Raw genomic sequence first — 15,543 nt, 5'->3', positions numbered from 1 at the left:
TGCCACAGCAATATAGCGTTGTTGTGCGTTTCGTGCATCGGGCTACACCCGCGCAGCGCACAGACGACGCCAATTTAAACTTCCAGTAGATCGAATCCTTGCGCTTCAACCGCAAAGAAGTCCCGAGCGAAATCTGCCACGGCACGATAAAAGTTTGCCTGCGCCTGCGCGCTGAGGGCGTCGCACAGGCCGTCGACCCAAGCGCGCAAATGACTGTTGAAGAAACGCTGCTGCGCGGCAAGGTTGCTGACGCTCAGGTCATCGCCTGCGATCAAGTAACGCATCACTTCGCACAGACTGGCGATATGGTCTTCGGTCTCCAGCACGCCCTGCGGCCGCTCCAGCCCGAGCATCTCCAGCGTGCGGCGCACCTGGACCAAGGGCTGTTGATTCAGCGCGCCAGCCAGGTACCAAGACGCAAACACGCAAACAGCCGGCTTACCAACACCGCCAAAAAGGGCCACATATTCGGCTTCGACCGCACTCAAGCTCAGTCGTCGTGAGGCGCCCACCAACTCACCCCAGCTGCGCTCCAAAAAGGCCCCAGCCATCGGTGCTTCTGTCACCGCCACACGCAGCTGATCAAACAAATCCTGGCTCGGTGACGCGAAGAAAAGCTCGGCCAACAGGCCGTAGACCTCGGCCCGAGCCAGCTCTTCGCTGCTGCCCACGTTCTCGGGGCTTTGAAACTCAAGGGGAACGCTGCTGCTCATAGGTCGTTGATCCTGACTTCATGCGGGTTGCTGTGCATAGCGATGACGCGGCAGTCGCTGCACATCTGCAGGCGCTCACGCGCTGCGCCTTGGAACATCGGGTGGGCACCCAGCTTGGCCAACATCAGCTCGATCGCCTTTGGCGTCGCGAAGGGTTTGGCACAGCGCACGCAGCAAAAGGGCTCGACCTCATTCAAGACCTGCAGTTGCTTGCGTTGCCGCCCGCCATCGGCCAGCAGGAGCCGGGGCCGCAGCGTGATGGCGCCTTCCGGGCAGGTGCTGGCACAGAGGCCGCATTGCACGCAGTTCTTCTCGATCAGACGCAGTTGCAGCTTGTCGGGGTTGTCGGCCAGGGCGCCGGCCGGGCAGGCGCTGACGCAACTCAGGCACATGCTGCAAGCGTCAGCGTTGACGATCAGGCCGCCGAAGGGGCTGGCCTCGGGCAAGGCAATCTCTTCAGGTACGGCTTGGGCCTGGCCCATCAGGTGCTCGAGACAGAGCTCCAGCGTGGCGCGCTTGTCGGCCAGCACGCGGTAAGCGGCAGCTTGCCCAAGGCATTCAGCCGGCCGCGCTTGCAGCGCCAGATCCAGTGCGGCCACATTGCCGGCCTCGATCAGGGTCAGGTGTTGCCCCTTGAAGCCCAGACCACTCAGAATCGCCTGTGCCGTTGCCATTTGCTCCCGCACGGCCGCGCGGTAGTCGGGTGCTTCTTCACTCGTCATCAAGACCCAGACCTGGGAAGCGCCATAGGCAATCGCCGACAGCCACAACTCCATTCCGATCGACGCGGTGTGCCAGGCGTCCAGCGGCAAGACGCGCGCCGGCACGCCGTGCACAGCGGCCTGCGTGCGCGCCGCGCGGCCCAAGTCGCCGATCAGCTTGGCGCCGCCGCTTTGGCTGTGAATCAGCAATGCTGCGTCTTTGCCGCCGGCACGGGCATAGGTGCTCAGCAGCGTGCGTATGCGCTGACCCTGGGCGTCAGGGCCGGGCGTCGCATAACTCAAAGCGCCGCTAGGGCAAACCGTGGTGCAAGCGCCGCAGCCCACGCACAGATGCGGCTCCACGATGATGCCGGCCAAGGTCGCGCCGCCGGCCTTGCCTTTGCGGGACGCGTCGCTGCGGATCGCTTGCGCGGAACACACATCGATACAAGCGCTGCAGCCGATCTGCTCATTGCGGCTGTGCGCGCAGAGCTTTTGCTTGTAATTGAAGAACTTGGGCTTCTCGAACTCACCGACCGCCTCGCGCAGTTGCAAGACGGCGGCCATCAGCTGCGCATCGTCAGCGGCGTGGAAATAACCCTGTGGCGGCTGATGCAGCGCGATCAAAGGCGCTGAACTCAAGTCCAGCACCAGATCGAACGACTCACTGCGGATCTGCGGCGGTCGATCAAAATCTATGGCTCCAGCGGCGGCACAAACCTTGACGCAGTCACGGTGGCTGCTGCACTTGCTCAAATCAATTTGGTAGCTGAAATCGATCGCGCCTTCAGGGCAGGCATCGACGCAAGCATTGCAGCGGGTACACAGGTCCAGATCAATCGGATTGCGCTGCGTCCAGCTGACTTCAAACGCACCCAGCCAACCGCTGATCTGCACCTGCTCGCCGGCAAAGACCGGCAGCGTGCGGGTCTGCGGCAAAGCGCCCTGCCCTGGCTGTATCAGCAAGCTCAAATCCAGCTTGTCCGCCAGCATCTCGGCCGCACGCGCGGCGCGCTCAGCATCTCCAATGATCAATGCCCGGCCTTGCGAGCGATAACTGACCGTCGGCACCGGCGCGGCATCGGGCAATTGCGCCAGCGCCAGCAGCGCAGCGATCTTCGGGCTGGCCTGCCGGCCGTCTTTGGACCAGCCGCCCGTCTCGCGAATATTGACGAAGCGAATCGGCCGCTCGCTGAGCGGCAGCGCGCGCTCGGTCTGCTCATTGAGTTGCTGAAAAAGCCGGCTCTCCTGCGTGCAGGCCACCAAGACATCGTCACCGGACTTGGCTGCACGCTGAAAAGCGCCGGCCTCGCGGCGACACAGCAAGGTGTGGGTGGTCTCCAGCCCAGCGCCGGCTTCAGGCCCCAGCGCCGCTTTCAGGGCCGGGCCGTCCAGCGGCATCGTCTTGTTGCAGTCGCAAATCAGCGTGGTCGTCGTCATGAAGGATGCTCGGGGTTTCGGTAAGCGCAGGGGTCCGCAGGGTCAGGTCTTGTTGGGCTGCAACTTTTTCTTGCTCTTCTTCTACAAGCGCAAACAGGCCCAAGGCCTTGCTCTGGTGCAACTGCCGCAACGTACTCAAAGGGAGAGGGTCAGGCAGACTGTAATCATCAATATAGGTATCCAGCCCGTCCATCACGTTGAAATGCGGGTCGGAAAAGAACAGCTTCTTCATCGCCGCCCGCTGCACACCGCTATCAACGTCTTGACTCATGAAGCGTGCATAGTCGCTCGCGGGCGTCAACGCCTCAACGTCGGCATAACTGGGGGCTGGCTCGGGTGACGGCTCTACAGCAACAGCCTCTTCAGGCAGAGGGGCAATCACGGGCGGCGCAGTCACCTGCGCCCTAGCCTCGGCCTTGCGGCGGCCCCAACGCGCCAGGAACCCGGCCGGCTCCTGTGTCGACGCGTCTTTATCTTCAGCAGCCCCCATCAGCGTCGCTCCCCCGGCGGCAAGAAGGACTGTGGGCGGCGCCGCTCCTTCTTGACTTCGGGGCGGTAATGCTCAGCGGTAAAGGCCTGCAACCAAGCCGCCAGATCGGCCGGCAGCGGCACGTTGTCTACGCGCTCCTGCGCGTCCAGCCAGCGGCCGGCCTCCGTGTAGCTCAGGCTGACGCGCTCCGCCCAAGCATGCGAAGGGTCCTCATCATCAAGGCGCCACACAACAAACCAGACCGGCGCGCCGCTGTTCAGATTGAGAAAATAGCCCTCGGCTTCGTCTGCAAAAAGCTCTAAATCGAAGCAGGGGAACAAACGGGTCTGCCGTTTCCCATCGTCGCGCAATACGCGGGGCTCGGTGCCAAATGCATCTTGATGCGCCACAACATCGGCCACCGAAAACCGCCAAGCCTCCCACTGGTTGGGATTGGCTTCGCGGTCCATCACCACCGCCACGCGCACTGAAGGGCGGTGCGGCGACACGAGAGGCCCAGTGGAACTGGAAGCGACGACTTCATCTGCATTCATTCGGGCAGTCTAGCGCCCTCTCGCCGACCGGGCGGCGCAAGCCTTCAGAGCGGGATACGCGCAGAAGGGATTTCAGCGCAAAGTGAACACTGCCACCGCCTGTTGCAGGTTTTGCGCTTGCTGGCGCAAACTCTCTGCGGCCGCCGCGCTTTGCTCCACCAGCGCCGCATTTTGTTGAGTGCTCTGATCCATCTTGCCGACAGCCGCACCAATCTCGGCCACGCCGGCGCTTTGCTCGCTGCTGGCGTGGCTGATCTCTGCCACGATGTCGGTAACGCGCTTGATCGACGTCACGATTTCATCCATCGTGGCGCCGGCCTGGTCAACCAGGCTGGTACCGCGCTCGACCCGCTCGACGCTGTCGTTGATCAACTGCTTGATCTCCTTGGCCGCTTCGGCGCTACGTTGAGCCAGGCTGCGCACCTCGCTGGCGACGACGGCAAACCCGCGGCCCTGCTCACCTGCACGGGCTGCCTCCACAGCCGCATTCAAAGCCAGGATATTGGTCTGAAAAGCGATCCCGTCGATCACACTGATGATGTCGGAAATGCGCCTTGAGCTGTCATTGATGCCCTTCATGGTGTCCACAACTTGGCTGACCACCTCGCCGCCTTTGAGCGCCACCGAACTGGCGTTGGCGGCCAGTTGATTGGCCTGCACGGCGCTGTCGGCATTGCGCCGCACGGTATCGCCCAGCACCGTCATAGATGACGCGGTCTGCTGCAAACTGCTGGCCTGCTGTTCGGTGCGCACACTCAGATCGTTATTGCCCTGAGCGATTTCGGCACTGGCAGTCGCCACGCCATCGGTGCCATTGCGCACCTGAGAAACAGCTTTTGAGAACTGTTCCACCATCAAGCTCAGCACACCCATCACGCTGTGAGCATCACTGCTGTGGTTGTGCAGGCGTTCGGCCAAATTACCTTCGGCAATCTCTTTCACCGCCGCGACCACTTGGAAAGGTTCGCCCCCTAGGCGCTGCGCGACCCAATGCTTGGCGTACCACAGCAAGCCCAGACCCAAGCTCGCCAGCAACAGCGCCAAGGCCAAGACGATAGCGAACCAGCGGTCCTGCGAGGCCTGGGCCTCAAGCACCGCCGCCTCGGTACGCGCATCCAGCATGCGCAAGAACTCATCCACCGGCTTCATGATCTTGGCCTTGAATTGGTGGTAGTTCTTGTCATGCATCATGGCTTGCGCTGCGGGTAAATCGGGCTCGCCTTTCTTGGTGAACTTGCCCGTGCCGTCGTCATACAGACCCTTGACCAGATTCATCGCCACCGTCTCGGTCTTGACCAGGTCATCGGAGTTACCGGCTGCCTCTTTGAGCTTGCCGAACTCGGCCTCGGTGAAGCCTGCCGCCTTCATGGCGTCCAGCAGCGGCATGGTGCTGCTGCCGCCTTTGCCTACGGCCGGCTCGGTATCGGCCGCGCGGAAATCCCAATAGATTTTTTCGTAGCCGGCCGGGCGTGGCTTCTTGCCGTTGCGGATGTCAAGCACTTCAAAGTACTGCCGCTCCCACTTCGCGTCGCCCGACATCACATAGGTGCGCGCCAAGCGCGTCAAGTCATCCGAGCTTTGACGCAGTTCATCGGCCAGCGCCGACGACACATAGCGCGACTTCTCCGCACTCGACAAGGCGTTGCCAGCCGCGTGCAAGCGATAAATCGCAAACAACAGCAGCACAACCGCCACCCCCATCACAGCCAAGGCCGTGCCGAACATCTGTTTGACTGTTTTCATCTGACCATCCCTTGAGCAAAAGCGAACACGAATTCACTCAGATCACGGCGGCCACAGACTAGCGCTCGAGCACTCTTTTGAGCAGCGACCCGGCCCGCTTGCCATGCGCTCGCGCGCGCCCAAGCCCGTCCGGCACAAAGCTCAGGCACCAACAGCGCTGCTCTTTTCTTTACCGGCACCCCATCGCTATCGGTGCAAGCGCGGGCGGCTTAAATGTGATTCTTCACCAAGGAGAACGGCGCGTCTGATGCGCGGATTCAGGTCGACTTGGAAATCGAGATGGTCGGAAACTTGGCCGAATAGTCCTTCGCCTGAGCCGCGATCTTGACCGCCACCTTGCGCGCCAAAGCCTTGTAAAGCCCGGCGATCTCGCCATCAGGCTCGGCCACCACGGTGGGCTGGCCGGCGTCAGCCTGCACGCGAATCGACATCGCCAGCGGCAAGCCGCCCAAATAGTCGATACCGTACTGCTGCGCCATCTTTTGCCCGCCATCGGCGCCGAAGATGTGCTCGGCATGGCCACAATTGGTGCAAATGTGCACGGCCATGTTTTCGACCAAGCCGAGAATCGGCACGCCGACCTTCTCGAACATCTTCAGGCCCTTTTTGGCGTCGATCAGTGCGATGTCTTGCGGTGTGGTGACGATCACCGCGCCCGTCACCGGCACACGCTGCGACAAGGTCAGCTGGATATCGCCGGTGCCGGGCGGCATGTCGACGATCAGATAGTCCAGCTCCTGCCAACGGGTTTGGCGAAGCAGTTGCTCCAACGCTTGCGTAGCCATCGGTCCGCGCCAGATCATCGCCTGATCTTCTTCGACCAGAAAGCCGATCGACATGATCTGCAGGCCGTAAGCCTCCATCGGCTCCATCAGCTTGCCATCTTCGCTCTCGGGCCGGCCGCTGATACCCAACATGGTCGGCTGGCTGGGGCCGTAAATATCGGCGTCCAACATGCCCACCCGTGCGCCCTCGGCGGCCAGCGCCAGCGCCAAGTTGGCTGCCGTGGTGCTCTTGCCCACCCCGCCCTTGCCCGAGGCCACGGCGATGATGTTTTTCACCCCGGGCAGCAACTGCACACCACGCTGCACGGCGTGGGCGGCGATTTTGCTGTGGATTTGCACGCTGACATTGGCCACGCCGGCCACCGTACGGGCAGCGGCCACCAACTGGCGGCGCAACTCAGCAATCTGGCTGGCGCCGGGGTAGCCCAACTCGATTTCAAAGGACACGTCAGCACCGTCCAGGCGCAGATTCTTCAGCTGTTTGGCGGCGACAAAGTCTTGGCCGGTATTCGGGTCAACAACGGTTTGCAGGGCTTGCAACAGGGAGGATTCTTGGAGACTGGACATGTCGGCTTATCGGGTAGGTGCACCGAGCTGCAGGCTGCAACCCGGACTTGGGCCGCAGTCTAGCCCAGACCCCAAAGCCCTCGGGTGCCGGCGGCTTCAACCCACCTGCTTGAACGCCATCACCGCCTGATTACGCAGGGTGCGTAACAGTTGCAGCTCTTTCTCGCCCAAGTCGATGCCACCGGCCTTGGCCTTGTCGGCATAGATCAGCGCGAACGGCGCGCCCTTGAGCGTCATCGGCAGCAGCAAGAAATTGGGCGCGCGCACCTCGCCGCGATACCAAAGCGGCAGACGGTCGGCGATCTTGGCCACGGTGGCGTCGGCAATCAAGGTGTCGACACCTTTTTGGCAGACTGCGGCAAAAAGATCGGCATTGGCGCCGTCGGCCAGACGCAGCGGCACTTTGAAGGCCGGCACGACGCCCTCGACACCCTCGCCCAGACCAAAGCGCCCTGTCAGGGCTTCCAGCTTAGGGTCGCGCAGGCAAAACACCACCCGCCGGAAACCCAGGGCCCGGAAGATGGTCTCCAAAATCATGCGCAAGACTTCGTTGAGCTTGAAGTTCTCGACCATCACATTGGTGATGTCCTGAATGCCGGCGGCCATCATTTCAACCGCTTGCTCCCGCGTCAACTGCTGCGCGCTGAGGGTTTGGGTGGGTTCCAGAATTTGTGTGGCCTGCAATTGATGCGCGGCCAAGGAGTCATCGACGGTAGGGCTGAGCGGCGCCAGCAGGCGCCTTGCGTGAGAGTTCTTGGGCAGGTGAATACCCATCGCATCGGCCACCTGTGCCAAGCGCTGACGGGCCTGATCGGCGGCCACATCAAAGGTCTGCGCCGTCACTCCGAGCACCCGCGCATAGCGTTGCGCCATCGCGTGCACGCGGCCATGCGCCTCGGCCGGGTCCGTGTGCAAAATGACATCCGCCACATCATTGGCCGCATGCGCCAGCCAGCGCTGGCGCTCGTCGCTGAGCTCGGCACGGCGCGCTGGCGGATCGCCTTCGGGGCGACGCATGCTGTGCTGCAAGGACTCGGGCAAACCCCATTGGCGCGCCACACCAAGCCCCAACTGCTCGTAACTCATGCCCAGCACTTGCGCCGAAGCGGCCGCCTCGCTGAGCGGCGGTGCGGCTTGGCCGGTGGCCTGAGCGATGCGCTCGGTGCGCGTGATGCGTCGAATCTGCTGCGCTTCTTCGGGGAAATAAAACTCACTCAGCGAGCGGCCCAGGTTGTGCAGCATCGCGCACAAAAATGCCTCCTCGGCTTCGCGCGGATTCAGGCACAACTCACGCGCCAGCGACGCCGCCATCAATGAGCGCAAGAACTCCTCACGCAGCTGCTGGGCATGGGCTTTGTTTTCCATGCGCTCCAACAAAATCAGCGACAAAGCCAGATTGCGAATCCCGGAAAAACCCACCAAGGCGACCGCCCGCGAGACGGTGCTGATGCTGCCTCCGCCGGCATGGCTGAACTGCACGGTATTGACCAGGCGCAGCAACTTATGGGTCAGCGCGACGTCCTTGAGAATTTCATTCGACAAGCTGGCCAGGCTGCCGTTTTCGGAGGCGGTCAGGCGCTGAATGCGGCCAATCGCGTCAGACATAGCCGGAAAATCGCTCTTGTGGCGCATGCGGCGCAGCAAGAACTCCAGCGCCGCGCCGTCCACCACATCGGGCACGGCTGTTTGCGCCGGGTACAACCATTCGGCCAGGGCGTCATGCATGGCCTTGGCCGTCGGCCAGCGCTCTGCGGCCTTGCGAGCCAACCCGCGCTGCACGATGGCGCGCAGCGCATCATCGACGTCCAGCCCCAAATTGGACGGCAGATTCAGGTCTTGATCAATCACGCGCTGCACCGAGGCCCAAGGGTCGGGGTCGTAATTGAGGCGCTGGCCGCTGAGCATTTCACCCAGCATCACCGCCGCGGCAAACACGTCCATCTGCGCACTGGGCGGCTCGCCGCGCGCGGCCTCGGGCGAGATATAGCCGGGAGTGCCGACCACGCGCTGCGGCTGCGCCGGGACCATGCCGGGAACCTCTGCCGACAAGCGCGCCGCGATACCAAAGTCCATCACGCGGGCGCGGCCCTTGGCATCGATCAAGATATTGCTGGGCTTCAAGTCGCGGTGCACAACGCCGACGGCATGAGCCGCCTGCAGACCGTCCAAGATGCCCAGCATCAACTCAACGGCGGCACGCGCACCGAAGGCGGCATTGCGCCCGCCGAGCAGGCGATCCGCCAGGGTGCCGCCGGCCACGTACTCGAACACCAAATAGGACTGCCCGTCTTGGCTGTCGGCCTCGAAGACCGGCACGATATGAGGATGCGTCAGCCGGCTCACGGCGCGCGCCTCATGCAGCCATTCGTCCACGCTGAGCGGGTCGGCGCCGGGCCGCAAGACCTTCAGCGCCACATCTCGGTCGAGCCGGGGATCATGGGCCAGCCAGACGGTGGCTTGTGCGCCCTCGCCCAACTTCTTGAGCAAATGGAAACGCCCCAAGTCTGGCAGATTGGGCGCAGCAGAGGAATAGGTCAAAGAGTCGTCGGCATTCATCTCAAGTCGTTTGCTCTGTCCTGCGCTGGGCTAAGGCTGCTGGCAGCCGATCAGGGCTGCGGTCCGCATGGTCAATGGGGTGGTTCACCCTTGTGCCCACCGTCGGCTGCTGCCTTGGCGGCCTCGGCTGCAAAGCGTGCCCGCAGGCCGGATGGCTTTGGCGCGTTGCCGTCCAGCGGCATAAAGCCTGAGCGCCCCCGGTCCACCGGTGCAGCGGCCTCGGGATTGAGTGCGAGCTGAATATCTTTCAAGCCCAGCCCCAAGGTGCGGGCGTAGCGCTTGGTGGCCACCTCAACGCCGGCCACGCGCTTGGCCTCGGGCTGCATCAAGGCATCAACCAATTCATTGGCCAGGCTGCAGGTCAGGCGCAGCACCTCGTTGTCACTTTCCTTGCCGTGGGCGCTGGCGCGCAATGCAGCGGTGGGCGACTGGCGCCGCATCATGTGCAGCAATTCCTCACCCAGACTCCAATGCTTGGCCACCGCCACGCCGAGCGACTCCAGATCGCAGCCCATCACGGCAAAGGCCGCAGCCTGCTCGCTCATACTGGCGGGGTGCGGCTGATCGGCGGTCGGCTCGGGCGGTTGCATCAACTGGCGAATCTGCTGCGCGTCATCCGGGAAGTGGTACTGCAAGAGCAGGCGCCCCAGGTTTTGCATCACCGTGATCAGGTAGACCACCTCGGCGTCATAGCCGGCCGGCCGCAAGGCCTGCGCGATCTGCCCGGCGCGGTGCACCCGCTTCATCAGGCTTTGCAGCATCACCGCTTGCGTCTCGTTCAAGGGCCCGGGCCAGGGCTTGAGTGCGCGTGCGGCCTGCTGCACCCCCTCCAAACCCAGCATCGCGATAGCGCGCTGCATATTCAGCACCGTACCGTCTACCGGCGCGCCACTTTGCTTCAAGGCATTGTTGACCCGACGCAGCAACTCCAGCGCCAAGGCCATGTCTTGCATCACCAAGGTGGCGACGGCGCTGGTGTGCTGCCTGTCCATGGCCGCCGACTGCCCGGCTCTTTGCAAGGCGGTGGAGGTGCTGGGCAAATGGCCTATGCGCTGCAGCCTGTCGATCAGCAGCGCAATCGGCCCTTGCTCGTCATGGCCGGCCGAGGTGCGCCAACCATCCAAGGCGCGCAAAAAGCTGCGAGCGATGTGATAGCGCTGGCGCTCTTGCCGGTCGGTGGCTCGGTTGCAAATCGCGCGCAGGGGCTCGGGAATCGGATGCGGCGTCTCCCAGCCCATGCGCACCAATTCGTGCCCGGTCGGCTGCATTTGCTGCACGACCAGATGAAGGTCGGGCTGCTCCAGCACAGGCCGGCCGGTCAACAAACGATGCAGCATCAGGCCAACGCACAAAATATCCTCGGCGGCCGAATCACGCATGGCCCGCCGGGTCACCGAGTTGTAGTCGGCATTGGCAGGGAAAACCTCTTGCGCGGCTTCCAGGCCCAAGACCCGGACCTGGTTGTTCGGGCCGATGATCAGCGTCGAGCACTGCACGTCGCGGTGGGCATGGCCGGCCTCATGGGCAAAAGCCAAGCCTTCCAGATATTGGCAAACCCATTCGGCAATTTCCAGCGGCAAGGGCGTGGGTTGGCGCGTCAAGCGCTCATCCAGGGTCTCGCCGAGGGCGCGGTCATACGCCATATAAGGCCATTTCTCGACCTGCCCGACCTCGATCACATGGGCCAGATTGGGATGCACGACGCGTGCGCCAGCGCTGGCGGTCTTGATCCAATGCTCGGTGGCGGCGGCACTATTGGGCACCACACGCGGCATACAGAGCATCAGCTCCTGATCCAGCTTGGCGTCAAACACCAGCCACATCATGCTGCGCGAGCTCTTCCCCAGCAGCTGACGCAACTCAAAGCGGCCGAAGCGGCGCATCGGCGCGGCAGGTTTTGCGGCAGCAGGTGAATTGGCTGAATTGGAGGTCGAATCGGGCACGGGGCAGGGGCGAGGGAGCCGCTAGATTGAATGCCAGCCATTTAACCCAATTTCCGCACTTCTTGATAGGGCAAGCTGAGCAGCATTCACGGCCCATTCTTCACTGCGGGCGGCCCCTGCCCCCCCTCATATTCCCATCGTCACTGCGCCCATTGGGCCCAAACCTTCTCCAAGCGCTTGACGCTGACCGGCTGCGGTGTACGCAACTCCTGCGCAAACAGGCTGACCCGCAACTCCTCCAATTGCCAGCGGAAATCCGTCATACGCGGGTCGGGCGAGCCCTTCATCTCGACCACGCGCCTGAGGTAGCGCTGCTCCAATGGGCGCAGCTCGGCCAGCAGCTTGGCATCGCGAGCTGAGTCGGCACGCAGCTTCTCCAAGCGGCCACTGATGGCCTTCAGGTAACGCGGTAGATGCTGCAACTGTGCCCAGGGCGTGGCTGAGACAAATTGCTTCGGTAGCAGACGCTGCAACTGGGCGGTGATGTCCTCATTCGCCTCCTTGGGCGCGCGCGCATCCTTGAGCTTGCGTGTGGCGGCGGCGTATTCCAGCAGCACCACGCCGGTTTGGCGCGCCACTTCCTGCGCAATCAGATTCAGCCTGGAGCGGCCCTCATCGATGCGCGCCTTGAAGCTGAACTCATCGGTCGGCAGCGGCTCGGCCAGAAAGGCCCGGTCCAGTGCCACGCCGATGATCTGGTCGCGCAGCTCTTCGGCCGTGCCCAAGCTCATGAACAGCACCGACATTTTTTGCAGATCGGGGATATTCTTTTCAAGGAACTTCAGCGGCTCCTTCAATTGCAGCGCGAGCAGGCGGCGCAGGCCCAGACGGTGGCGGGCCGCCGCCACATCGGGCTCGTCAAAAACCTCGATCTCGACATGAGTGCCACGGTCCAGCAGCGCCGGGAAGCCGATCAAGGTCTGCGCGCCGCGCGACACCTCCATCAACTCGGGCAGCTCGCCAAAGGTCCAGGCCGTGTAAGTTTTGCTGACTTCGCGCGCCGATTTGGGTGGCGCTTTAACCTCGGCGCGGATGCCGCCCGCCTTGACCGGCGCTGGCACGGTTGCGGCAGGCGCAGAGGCTGGCAATCGCAGCGCCGCCAGCGCCTGAAACGCCGACCTCGCCTGCCCGCCCAACTCGGCCTTCAGCGCCGCCAGATTGCGGCCTATGCCGAGCTGCCTGCCATGCTCATCAATGACGCGGAAGTTCATGAACAGATGCGGCTGCAACTGTTCCAGCTTGAAGTCATTGCGCTGAATCGCGAGCTGCGTGCGCTCCTTGACGGCCTTCAGCAAGACCTCGATCAAGGCGCCCTGCCCGAAGGGATTGGCGGCAATGAACTCGGCCACAAAATCGGGTAGCGGCACCAATCTTGAGCGCGGGCGCTGATGCAAGCTTTTCAGCAAGACCAGCACCTTGGCCGCCAACATGCCGGGCACCAACCATTCGCAGCGCTCCTCGCTGACCTGGTTCAAGGCGTAGATCGGCACATCGACCGTCAAGCCGTCACGCGCATCACCGGGTGAGTGCAAGTAATTCGCCAGGCAATCAACACCGCCCATGCGCAGCGTCTTCGGAAACGCATTGCTGGTGATACCCGCGGCCTCATGGCGCATCAGCTCATCGCGGCTGAGCTGCAGCAGTTTGGGTTCGGCCTTGGAAGCATGCCGATACCAGCGCTCCAACGTCGCGCCGGACACCACATCGGCAGGCAGATGTTCGTCGTAATAAGCATAGATCAGCTCATCATCGACCAACACGTCTTGCCGACGCGACTTGTGCTCCAGCTCCTCGACCTGGGCGATCTGACGCTTGTTATGCGCCAGAAACGGCAGGCGTGACTCCCATTCGCCATTGACCAGCGCCTCGCGGATAAAGATCGCGCGCGCAGCCGCTGCATCCACATTGCCAAAGTTCACGCGCCGGTTGGCGTAGATGACGATGCCGTACAGCGTCGCCCGCTCCAAGGCAATCACCTCGGCCGCCTTTTTCTCCCAATGCGGCTCCAGCAACTGGGTCTTGATCAGATGGCCGGCAATACCCGGCAGCCACTGCGGCTCAATCGCCGCGATGCCGCGGCCGAACAAGCGCGTGGTGTCGACCAACTCGGCGCTGACGATCCAGCGACCCGGCTTTTTGCTCAAATGCGCGCCGGGATGGCGCCAGAACTTGATGCCGCGCGCGCCCAGATACCACTCGTCCTCGTCGCTCTTGCAACCGAGATTACCGAGCAGACCGGCCAGCATGCTCAAGTGCACCTGCTCATAAGTGGCCGGCGCGGTGTTCATGCGCCAGCCATGTTCGGCCACGACCGTGTGCAGTTGCGAATAGACATCGCGCCACTCCCGCACGCGGCGCGGGCTGACGAAGTTCTCGCGCAGCAGCGCCTCGTAGCGGCGGTGGCTGAGCTTGTGCTCTCCAGCCCCCCCTTTACTCTCTTCCAGCCATTTCCACAGCTTCAAATAGCCCAAGAATTCGGATTTGTCGTCATCGAATTTCTTGTGCCGCTCGTCCGCCGCTTGTTGCTGCTCCATCGGGCGGTCACGCACATCCTGGCCGGACAAGGCGCTGGCGATGACCAATATCTCGGCCAGCGCCTCGCGGCTACGCGCCTCCAGAATCATCCGACCGACGCGCGGGTCGAGTGGCAGCTTGCCCAGCTCCTTGCCCATCGGCGTCAGCTCATTGGCGTCGTCAACGGCACCTAACTCATTGAGCAATTGGTAGCCGTCGGCGATCGCCTTGCGCGGTGGCGGCTCGATGAAGGGGAAGTCATCGACCTGACCCAAGCCCAGCGTCTTCATGCGCAGGATCACGCCGGCCAGCGAAGAGCGCAGGATTTCGGGATCGGTGAAACGCGGCCTGGCGAGGTAGTCTTTCTCGTCGTAAAGCCTGATGCAAATGCCGTTCGCGACGCGGCCGCAACGGCCGGCGCGCTGATTGGCCGAGGATTGGCTGACCGGCTCAATTTGAAGCTGCTCGACCTTGTTGCGGTAGCTGTAACGCTTGACGCGGGCCAGCCCTGGGTCGATCACATAACGGATGCCCGGCACGGTCAGCGAGGTCTCGGCCACATTGGTCGCCAAGACGATGCGGCGCTGGCCATGCGGCTCGAAGACGCGGTCCTGCTCTTGCTGGGACAGGCGCGCGAACAGCGGCAAGACCTCGACGCCGGGCGGATGGTGCTTGCGCAGCGCCTCGGCCGCCTCGCGGATTTCGCGCTCGCCGGGCAGGAAGACCAGCACGTCGCCGCCCCCTTCGCGCCAGAGTTCATCGACCGCATCGCAAATCGCGTTATTGAGGTCGTACTCGCGTGACTCCTCGAACGGCCGGTAACGTTGCTCGACCGGGAACAGCCGGCCGGACACGGTCAACACCGGCGCGGGGCCTTTTGCCGACTCGAAATGTTTGGCGAATCTATCGGCGTCAATCGTGGCCGAGGTGACGATCACCTTCAAATCGGGCCGTTTTTTCAGCACCTCGCGCAGATAGCCGAGCAAGAAGTCGATGTTCAACGAGCGCTCATGCGCCTCGTCGATGATCAAGGTGTCGTAAGCGCGCAGCAGCGGATCGGTCTGCGTTTCGGCCAGCAAAATGCCGTCCGTCATCAGCTTGACCGAGGCCCCCGGCGACAGCCGGTCCTGGAAACGCACCTTGAAGCCGACCACCTCGCCCAACGGGGTTTTCAGCTCCTCGGCGATGCGTTTGGCGACGCTGCTGGCGGCAATCCGGCGCGGCTGGGTGTGGCCGATCAGCTTGCCGGTATTGGCGCGGCCCCGCCCGAGCGCCAAAGCGATCTTGGGCAACTGCGTGGTCTTGCCGGAGCCGGTCTCACCGCAAACGATGATGACTTGATGCTCTTGCAGCGCCTGCGCAATATCGTCGCGCCGGCTCGAGACCGGCAGCGATTCTGGAAAAGTGATGGGCGGCAGCGGATTGGCTGGCGGGCCGGGGCGGCGGGCAGCGGGCGCTTTTTGGGCGGGCACTGCTGGTTTTTTGGGGGAGCTAGATTCATTCACGAGGCGCGGATTATCGACCGGCCGGCGCCAGGGCCCACAAGACCCGGCTGAAG

The 15,543-nt window shown here is 63.1% G+C and carries 9 protein-coding genes; all 9 read right to left on the bottom strand.

What is annotated here, in order from left to right; genetic code table 11:
- Nucleotides 1–74: 74 nt before the first annotated feature.
- The 9 genes from LNV08_RS02070 to hrpA all read right to left on the bottom strand — a co-directional run bounded on the left by LNV08_RS02070 (nucleotide 75) and on the right by hrpA (nucleotide 15,457).
- Complete coding sequence (locus LNV08_RS02070) at nucleotides 75–713, bottom strand: molecular chaperone (protein WP_263531986.1); 639 nt, start codon at nucleotides 711–713, stop codon at nucleotides 75–77.
- Nucleotides 710–2,815: a 4Fe-4S dicluster domain-containing protein gene (locus tag LNV08_RS02065; protein WP_263532290.1), complete on the bottom strand. Its 2,106-nt coding sequence runs from the start codon at nucleotides 2,813–2,815 to the stop codon at nucleotides 710–712. The genes LNV08_RS02070 and LNV08_RS02065 overlap by 4 nt, the downstream gene beginning before the upstream one ends.
- Nucleotides 2,772–3,344, bottom strand: coding sequence for a DUF3306 domain-containing protein (locus tag LNV08_RS02060; RefSeq protein WP_263531985.1), 573 nt, complete (start codon nucleotides 3,342–3,344; stop codon nucleotides 2,772–2,774). The genes LNV08_RS02065 and LNV08_RS02060 overlap by 44 nt, the downstream gene beginning before the upstream one ends.
- Nucleotides 3,344–3,877 carry a DUF3305 domain-containing protein gene (locus tag LNV08_RS02055; protein WP_263531984.1) on the bottom strand — a complete coding sequence of 178 codons (534 nt, stop codon included), beginning with the start codon at nucleotides 3,875–3,877 and terminating at the stop codon, nucleotides 3,344–3,346. The genes LNV08_RS02060 and LNV08_RS02055 overlap by 1 nt, the downstream gene beginning before the upstream one ends.
- A gap of 72 nt (nucleotides 3,878–3,949) precedes the next feature.
- A complete protein-coding gene (locus LNV08_RS23030) occupies nucleotides 3,950–5,620 on the bottom strand; it encodes a methyl-accepting chemotaxis protein (RefSeq protein ID WP_318014084.1) in 1,671 nt (556 codons plus the stop codon).
- A gap of 257 nt (nucleotides 5,621–5,877) precedes the next feature.
- Entirely contained in the window at nucleotides 5,878–6,972 is a 1,095-nt protein-coding gene (gene apbC / locus LNV08_RS02045; protein WP_263531983.1) for an iron-sulfur cluster carrier protein ApbC, read from the bottom strand.
- Nucleotides 6,973–7,068: 96 nt separating this feature from the next.
- Complete coding sequence (locus LNV08_RS02040; protein WP_263531982.1) at nucleotides 7,069–9,528, bottom strand: protein kinase domain-containing protein; 2,460 nt, start codon at nucleotides 9,526–9,528, stop codon at nucleotides 7,069–7,071.
- 71 nt (nucleotides 9,529–9,599) lie between these two features.
- Nucleotides 9,600–11,471: a serine/threonine protein kinase gene (locus tag LNV08_RS02035; RefSeq protein ID WP_263531981.1), complete on the bottom strand. Its 1,872-nt coding sequence runs from the start codon at nucleotides 11,469–11,471 to the stop codon at nucleotides 9,600–9,602.
- Between the two features lie 140 nt (nucleotides 11,472–11,611).
- On the bottom strand, nucleotides 11,612–15,457 hold the full coding sequence (hrpA, locus tag LNV08_RS02030) for an ATP-dependent RNA helicase HrpA (RefSeq protein ID WP_263531980.1): 3,846 nt from the start codon (nucleotides 15,455–15,457) through the stop codon (nucleotides 11,612–11,614).
- Between the last annotated feature and the right edge of the window lie 86 nt (nucleotides 15,458–15,543).

The sequence above is a fragment of the Paucibacter sp. TC2R-5 genome (assembly GCF_025717605.1).
Lineage (GTDB): Bacteria > Pseudomonadota > Gammaproteobacteria > Burkholderiales > Burkholderiaceae_C > Paucibacter_A > Paucibacter_A albus.
The sequence above is the reverse complement of the archived record's forward strand: the minus strand, read 5'-3'. Positions and strand labels throughout refer to the sequence as shown.

Excerpts from the sequence above, each read along its gene's own strand:
- LNV08_RS02055 (WP_263531984.1), bottom strand. The coding sequence starts at position 3,877 with ATGAATGCAGATGAAGTCGTCGCTTCCAGTTCCACTGGGCCTCTCGTG.
- apbC (WP_263531983.1), bottom strand. The coding sequence starts at position 6,972 with ATGTCCAGTCTCCAAGAATCCTCCCTGTTGCAAGCCCTGCAAACCGTT.
- LNV08_RS02065 (WP_263532290.1), bottom strand. The coding sequence starts at position 2,815 with ATGCCGCTGGACGGCCCGGCCCTGAAAGCGGCGCTGGGGCCTGAAGCC.
- LNV08_RS02070 (WP_263531986.1), bottom strand. The coding sequence starts at position 713 with ATGAGCAGCAGCGTTCCCCTTGAGTTTCAAAGCCCCGAGAACGTGGGC.
- LNV08_RS02040 (WP_263531982.1), bottom strand. The coding sequence starts at position 9,528 with ATGAATGCCGACGACTCTTTGACCTATTCCTCTGCTGCGCCCAATCTG.
- LNV08_RS23030 (WP_318014084.1), bottom strand. The coding sequence starts at position 5,620 with ATGAAAACAGTCAAACAGATGTTCGGCACGGCCTTGGCTGTGATGGGG.
- LNV08_RS02060 (WP_263531985.1), bottom strand. The coding sequence starts at position 3,344 with ATGGGGGCTGCTGAAGATAAAGACGCGTCGACACAGGAGCCGGCCGGG.